Origin of the sequence: Georgenia sp. H159, assembly GCF_035607575.1 — a bacterium.
Classification (GTDB): Bacteria; Actinomycetota; Actinomycetes; order Actinomycetales; family Actinomycetaceae; genus Oceanitalea.
In genome coordinates this window covers 44,035-50,678 of sequence record NZ_JAYDZY010000019.1, presented here as the reverse complement: position 1 = coordinate 50,678, position 6,644 = coordinate 44,035, and the positions used below count along the sequence as shown (strand labels likewise).

Annotated in this window: 8 protein-coding genes; all 8 read right to left on the bottom strand. The window is 71.0% G+C overall.

Annotated elements, in window-relative coordinates; translation table 11 throughout:
- Positions 1-69: 69 nt before the first annotated feature.
- Positions 70-834, bottom strand: coding sequence for an SCO1664 family protein (locus VR894_RS18645; protein ID WP_324653980.1), 765 nt, complete (start codon positions 832-834; stop codon positions 70-72).
- A complete protein-coding gene (locus tag VR894_RS18640; RefSeq protein ID WP_416380872.1) occupies positions 831-1,391 on the bottom strand; it encodes a DUF3090 domain-containing protein in 561 nt (186 codons plus the stop codon). The genes VR894_RS18645 and VR894_RS18640 overlap by 4 nt, the downstream gene beginning before the upstream one ends.
- 1 nt (position 1,392) lies before the next feature.
- Entirely contained in the window at positions 1,393-2,091 is a 699-nt protein-coding gene (locus VR894_RS18635) for an MSMEG_4193 family putative phosphomutase (protein WP_324653976.1), read from the bottom strand.
- Between the two features lie 58 nt (positions 2,092-2,149).
- Positions 2,150-2,929 (bottom strand): ectoine/hydroxyectoine ABC transporter ATP-binding protein EhuA, encoded by a 780-nt coding sequence (gene ehuA / locus VR894_RS18630; RefSeq protein WP_324653974.1) that lies wholly within the window; start codon positions 2,927-2,929, stop codon positions 2,150-2,152.
- Positions 2,916-3,566 carry an ectoine/hydroxyectoine ABC transporter permease subunit EhuD gene (gene ehuD, locus VR894_RS18625; protein WP_324653972.1) on the bottom strand — a complete coding sequence of 217 codons (651 nt, stop codon included), beginning with the start codon at positions 3,564-3,566 and terminating at the stop codon, positions 2,916-2,918. The genes ehuA and ehuD overlap by 14 nt, the downstream gene beginning before the upstream one ends.
- On the bottom strand, positions 3,563-4,285 hold the full coding sequence (gene ehuC, locus VR894_RS18620) for an ectoine/hydroxyectoine ABC transporter permease subunit EhuC (protein ID WP_324653971.1): 723 nt from the start codon (positions 4,283-4,285) through the stop codon (positions 3,563-3,565). Before ehuC ends, ehuD begins: the two co-directional genes overlap by 4 nt.
- A 13-nt stretch (positions 4,286-4,298) precedes the next feature.
- Entirely contained in the window at positions 4,299-5,219 is a 921-nt protein-coding gene (gene ehuB / locus VR894_RS18615; protein ID WP_324653970.1) for an ectoine/hydroxyectoine ABC transporter substrate-binding protein EhuB, read from the bottom strand.
- 352 nt (positions 5,220-5,571) lie between these two features.
- Positions 5,572-6,561: an LLM class F420-dependent oxidoreductase gene (locus VR894_RS18610; RefSeq protein WP_324653968.1), complete on the bottom strand. Its 990-nt coding sequence runs from the start codon at positions 6,559-6,561 to the stop codon at positions 5,572-5,574.
- Positions 6,562-6,644 lie beyond the last annotated feature (83 nt).

Genomic DNA, 6,644 nt, shown 5'->3' with positions numbered 1-6,644 from the left:
CAGAGGCGCCCGCCCCAACCACCGGGGACGGGCGCCTCACCCTGCCTCTTGACAGAGAGCCACTACATATCAGAAGGGCGGCCAGGGGATGGCCGGGTACCCGTCCAGCGGGGCGGGGAACCGCCCAGCGGCGAGCAGTCGGTCACAGCGCGCCGTGAGGGCGGCGACCTCCGCTGCCGTGAGGAGGTCGGCCAGGGCGGTCCCGAGGTCCCCGTCCAGGCCGTGGCGGACGCGCTGGACGCCGGCCACCTCGGGGGCGTCGAGCTCCCGGCCGGCCCACCCCCACAGCACGGTCCGCAGCTTGTGCTCGACGTGGAAGGTGAGCCCGTGGTCCACGCCGTACCGGTGCCCGTCCGGCATGGTCAGGACGTGCCCGGCCTTGCGGTCGGCGTTGTTGGTGAGGATGTCGAAGACCGCCATCCGCCGCAGCGCGGGGGAGTCCTCGTGGACGAGGGCGACCTCGCGGTCCTGCTCGTCGACGCCGTCGAGGACGTGGCACCAGCCCCGGGCCGGCACGTCGTCGGCGGGCACGAGGGTGACGGCGTCCTGCTCGGGGTCCGGCTGGCACCACAGCTGGGCCATCCCGGGGCCCAGGGGACCGTCGCAGAGCCAGGTGCGCGGGACGAGGTCCCAGCCGGACGTCACGGCGAGCAGGTACGCGGCGACCTCCCGGCGCGCCAGCGTGCCGTCCGGGAAGTCCCAGAGGGGACGCTCACCGGCGACCGGCTTGTACACGACCGTCACCTCCCCGAGGTGACCGACGAAGGTAGCGTTCGAGGCCGTCATGATCCGGCCGTCCAGGACGAGCTCGGCCTCCGGCGGCCCGGCCGTCACCGCGGCTCGTCGGTGAGGTCGCAGACGTGCCCTTCCGGGTCCATCGGCGCACCGCACAGCGGGCACAGCGGCCGGCCCGCCGCGACCACGTCGCGGGTGCGCTGGACGAAGGCGCGGGCAGCGCCGACCGGGATCCGCACGACGAGCAGGTCCTCGGGGTCCGGCCCGACCGGCTCGAGCGTCTGCGGGTCGACCGGCTGCACGGGCGCGGCCTCGATGACGAACTGCGCGGTCGACGGGTCCCACCCCAGGCCCATGATGCCGACGCGGAACTGCTCCGCGACGGGCTGGTCGAGGGCGTCGGTGTCGGCGAGCTCCTCCGGCGCCCGGGCCGGCACGCTGAAGGGGTTGCCCTCGGTGGCCATGAGCTCGTCGAGGAGCGCGTCGATCTTGTCGGCGAGGGCGGCCGACTGCTCCTTCTCCAGGGCGACGCTGAGCAGCCGGGACCCGGTGCGGGCCTGGAGATAGAACGTGCGGGCGCCCGGCCGGCCTACCGTGCCGATCACGAGTCGGTCGGGCCAGTCGAAGGTGTGAACGGTGGGTGGCACGTCGTCCATGCTACGAGGCGGGCGCGGGTGCCGCCGGGCCGGCGCCGCCGCCGACCGGTGGCTCGTTGGCCCGGGCGCGGAGCCACGAGAGGTCCCCGGCATCCGTGTTCATCGCGACGACGTGGGGCTGGGTCGGTGTGTAGCGCACGATGGAGGCCGACGCGGGATGGACGTGGAGGCGCTGGAACAGGTCGAGGTGCAGCCCGAGGGCGTCCGCGAGGATCGCCTTGACGAGGTCACCGTGGGTGACCGCGGCCCACACCGCACCAGGCCCGTGCTCGGCCTCGACAGCCGCGTCGACGCGCCGGACGGCCGACACCGCCCGGGCGGCCATCGCCGGCAGCGACTCCCCACCGGGGAACACCGCGGCCGACGGCTGCCGCTGGACCACCGACCACAGCTCCTCCCGCGCGAGGTCCGTGAGGGCGCGGCCCTGCCACCGGCCGTAGTCGCACTCGGTGAGCTCCTCCTCCACCCGGACGGTCAGGCCGGAGTCCTGGTGGTCGACGATGGCCTGTGCGGTCTGCCGGCATCGGTCGAGCGGGCTGGAGAGGACACCGACCAGCGGCACCGCCCGGAGACGCGCGCCGTTCCGCTCCGCCTGCTCGCGTCCGGTCGCGTCCAGCTCGACACCCGGCGTGCGCCCGGCCAGCACGCCGGCGGTGTTCGCCGTGCTCCGGGCGTGCCGGACCAGGATGACGGTGGCCATGGGGAACGATCCTAGGGCTGGGGTGCGCGCCGGGCGTCGGGCTCAGCACTCGCCGAGGTCAGAGGACCGCCTGGAGGAAGGCCTTGGTCCGGGGCTCGCGGGGGGCGGAGAACATCACGTGCGGCTCGGCGTCCTCGATGATGCGGCCCTGGTCGAACATGAGGACCCGGTGGGAGACCTCCTGGGCGAACTGCATCTCGTGGGTGACGATGAGCATGGTGATGTTCGTCGTCTCGGCGATGTTCCGCAGCACGCTGAGCACCTCACCGACGAGCTCGGGGTCGAGCGCGGAGGTGACCTCGTCGAGCAGCAGGATCTCGGGGTCCATCGCCAGCGCCCGGGCGATCGCCACCCGCTGCTGCTGCCCGCCGGACAGCCGGCTGGGGTGGGCATCGGCCTTGTCCGAGAGCCCCACGAGCTCGAGCAGCTCGTGGGCCCGGGTGCGAGCCTCCTCCTTGCTCCTGCCGAGCACGTGGATCGGGGCCTCGACGATGTTCTCCATCACGGTCATGTTGGGGAAGAGGTTGAACTGCTGGAAGACCATGCCGATCTTCGTGGCGACCTTCGCGACCTCCTTCGGTTTGCGGGCCACCCGCTTGCCGCCGCGCTCCTCGTAGGTGAAGGGCTCACCGTCGATGTAGATGTAACCGTCGGTGAGGTCCTCGAGGGTCATCACCAGGCGCAGGATGGTCGTCTTGCCGGACCCACTGGGGCCGATGAGCGTCACGCGCTCACCCCTGCGGACCTCGAAGTTGAGGTTGTCGAGCACCGTGTTGTCGCCGAAGCGCTTGACGACGTTCTCGAAGCGGATCACCGGCGAGGAGTCAGTAGCGGGCAAGGCGGGCCTCCAGTTTCCTGACGAGGATGGACGTGGGGTAGCTGGCCGCGAGGAAAATGAGGCCGGCCAGGGTGAAGGCCTCGACGTACGTGAAGGTGCGCGAGCCGTAGTTCTCCGCCGCGCTCACCAGCTCGGGCACCGTGATGACGAAGAGGAACGGGGTGTCCTTGAACATCGAGATGACCCAGGTGCCGAGTGCCGGGACGGTCGTGCGCAGCGCCTGCGGGATGACCACGCGCGTCCACGTGCGCTGCCGGGGCAGGGACAGGGCGGTTGCCGCCTCCCACTGCCCCTTGGGGACGTTGTCGATCCCCGAGCGGTACACCTCGGCCATGTAGGTGGAGTAGTGGATGCCCAGCACCCCGATGCCGATCCACAGCGGTTCCCAGCTGGTGAACGCGTAGTAGACGAACAGCAGCTGGATGACCACCGGGGTCATCCGGATGAACTCCATCACCCAGTGCACGGGGCGGGCGATGAGCGCGGGCGCCGACCGTCGCACGACGGCGACGACGAGCCCGAGCACGGCCGCGATGGCCGAGCCGAGGACGGTGGCGAGCAGCGTGACCTCGAAGAACGCGGAGAGCAGCTGCGGGAGGGCGTCGGCGGCGCGCTCCCAGCTCCAGATGTCGTTCACGAGTTCACCACCCCCGCCTTGGCGGCGCGGGGGCGGAAGATGCTTCGCAGCGGCGGACCGGTGCCGAGCCGGCTCTTCGCGCGGACCTCGGCGAGGTTCGCCACGAGGACGAGGACGTAGGCGATGAGGAAGTAGATCACCATGCCCACGCCGTAGGAGAAGAAGGTGTCATTGGTCATCTGGCGCAGCTGGTTGGTGACGAAGGTGATGTCGTGCATGACGATCACGTACGCCACCGCGCTGCCCTTGAGGAGCATGATCCCCAGGTTGCTCAGTGACGGGATCATGATCGCCCAGGCCTGCGGCCACACGATGCGGAACAGTCGCCGCGCGGGGGAGAGGCTGAGCGCGACGCTCGCCTCCCACTGGCCCTTGGGCACCGAGTTGAGCGCGCCGCGCACGACCTCGGCGCCGTAGGCCCCGTAGTTCAGGCCGAGGGCGAGGATGCCGGTGAACAAGGAGCTGAGCTCGATGCCGAAGAGCGGCAGGACGTAGAACAGCCAGAACAGCTGGACCAGCAACGACGTCCCGCGGAAGAACTCGACGAACACGCGCGCGGCACCGCGCACCACCACGTTGTGGTGGCGCGCGGTGATCCCCAGGATCGCGGCGAGGAGGAAGGCGAGCACGGAGCCGCCGACGGTGAGCTGGAGGGTCACGAGGATCCCGTCCAGCAGCCGCGGCAGCACCGTCGCCAGTGCGTCCAGGTTGTCGCTCATGCGTGGTGGACGATCAGCCGAGGTCGCCGGCGCAGAGGTCCTCGGTGGTCAGGGTGAAGTCGCCGGCGGGACGCTCACCCGCGGTGAAGCCCCAGTCCCCGACGACCGAGAGGTACTCGTCCTCGTCGGCGACGATCGGTGCGAGCTGCTCGTTGTAGGCGTCGCGCAGCTCGGTGTCCTCGGTGCGGAAGACGGTGCCGCCGGCCCCGAGCTGCTCCACGCCGTCGATGACGGCGACGAAGGTGTCGGTGACCTCGACGCCCGGGTCCTCCCCGGCGTTGTCGACCATCCAGTTGAGGGAGATGCCGGTGAGCGCGAAGACGTCGGCGCGTCCGCCGGTGACGGCGTCCATCCCGTCCTGCGGGTTGCCGACCTCGATGGCGTCGATGCCGAGGTCCGCGGCGTAGGTCGCCTCGATCGCACCGGTCATCGCGGCCATCTGGACGTCCTCCGCCTCGGCGATGGACTGCATGTCGCTGAGGTTGTCCGGGTTGCCCTCGGGGACCAGCAGCGCGGTCGTGTACTGGAACTCCGGCTCGGAGAAGATCGCCTGCTCGCAACGCTCGGGCAGGATCGACATCCCGGCGGCGACGACGTCCCAGCGGCCGGCGTTCAGCCCCTGGATGAGCTGGCCGAACTCGGCCTGGACGCCCTCGACGTTCTCGATGCCGAGCTCGCCCCAGATCCGCTCCTGGAGCGCCACGGAGGCGCCGACGAGCTCGCCCTCGTCGTTCTCGAAGCTGTAGGGCGCCTCACCGGCGAAGCCGACGGTGATGGTGCCCTCCTCCTGGAGCGCCTCGAGCGTGCTCTGGCCTTCGGACGGGGAGACGGCCTCGCCACCGTCGCCGTTGTCATCGCTGCCGCATGCTGCGAGCCCGAGGGCCACCGCCGCCACAGCTGCCGGGAGTGCCACCCGTCGGCGGGTAGAAGTCATGGTCATCATGGTCCCTTCGGTTTGCACGAGGCAGTGCTTCCCGTAACCGCCTCCCGGCCGCATGCTGCGACGCACGGAGACGGCCAGGCGCCCCGAGTGGTCATGGTGTCCAGCCACGCTAAAGAAGTCGGGGGCAGACCACAAGGACCTCGAACCCCGAGATCGCGGCGGCGTCGGACCACGGTGGGTGCGCCCGCGATCCGCGAGAACCCGCGCAGAGGTCGCGGTCCACGCGCTCGTCGCCGGCTGCCCGAGTGATGGTGGAGCGGGCCGCCGGATCGTTACCGCAACGTGATGGAGATTGCGCTCGCTTTACCGTGGGACGCCGTGTGCATTACACGCCGCGGGGTGGTCACTGGAGGGCCGGGACGACCTCCCGCTCGAAGAGCTCCATTCCGCTGGCGTCGTAGGCGGCCTCGGGGAAGTAGCAGATCGCGTAGCTCATGCCCTGCTTCTGCAGGCCGCTGAGGTTCTCCACGATCTGCTCGGGGGTGCCGCAGGTGGGCGTGCCGCGGACCGAGCGGAGCTGCCCCTCGACGTCGTCCTCGCTCACCCCGGCCGTCCGCAAGCGGTCCGCGAGCTGGTCGAGCCGGTCGGACACCTCGGCCTCGTCGCGACCGATCGCCACGTTGTAGTCGGCCGACCGGGTGATGCGGTCGAAGTCCGTGCCCGCCTCGCGGCAGTGCTCGGCGAGGATCGCGGACTTCCGCGCGAAGCCCCCAGGGGTGCCGTCGAAGTTGGTGTAATCGGCGTGCCGGGCGGCGATACGGAGGGTGACCTTCTCCCCGCCGCCGGCGATCCACAGCGGCACGCCGCCGTCCTGGAGGGGGAGAGGGCGGCAGATCGCGTCGTCGACCTCAAAGTGCGTGCCCGCGAAAGTGGCGCGGCCCTCCCGCCAAGCCTGCCGCATGATCTGCACCGCCTCGTCGAGCATGGCCAGCCGTTCGCCGGCACGTGGGAAGCCGTACCCGTAGGCGCGCCACTCGTGCTCGTACCAGCCGGCCCCGATGCCCATCTCCAGCCGCCCGCCGCTGACGTGGTCGACCGTGGCCGCGACCTTGGCGAGGTACATCGGTGGGCGGTAGGCCACGCACGTGCACATCTGGCCGAGGCGCACCCGCTCGGTGCTCGCCGCGAGTGCCGCCATGAGCGACCAGGCCTCGTGCGTCGCCTCCTCGCTGGGGACGGGGGTGGTGTGGAAGTGGTCATAGACCCACACCGACTCCCACGGCCCCGCATCGGCGCGGCGGGCGAGGTCACGCATGACCGGCCACTGCCGCGAGTCGTCGATGCCGACGAGGTCGAAACGCCAGCCCTGGGGAATGAAGAGTCCGAATCGCATACCGGGGAGCGTACGGTCGGGTCACGGCCTGGTCACGCCGGGCGCGGCCCGGCCCGCCACGCGGGTCCCGTGCGTACCCTGGA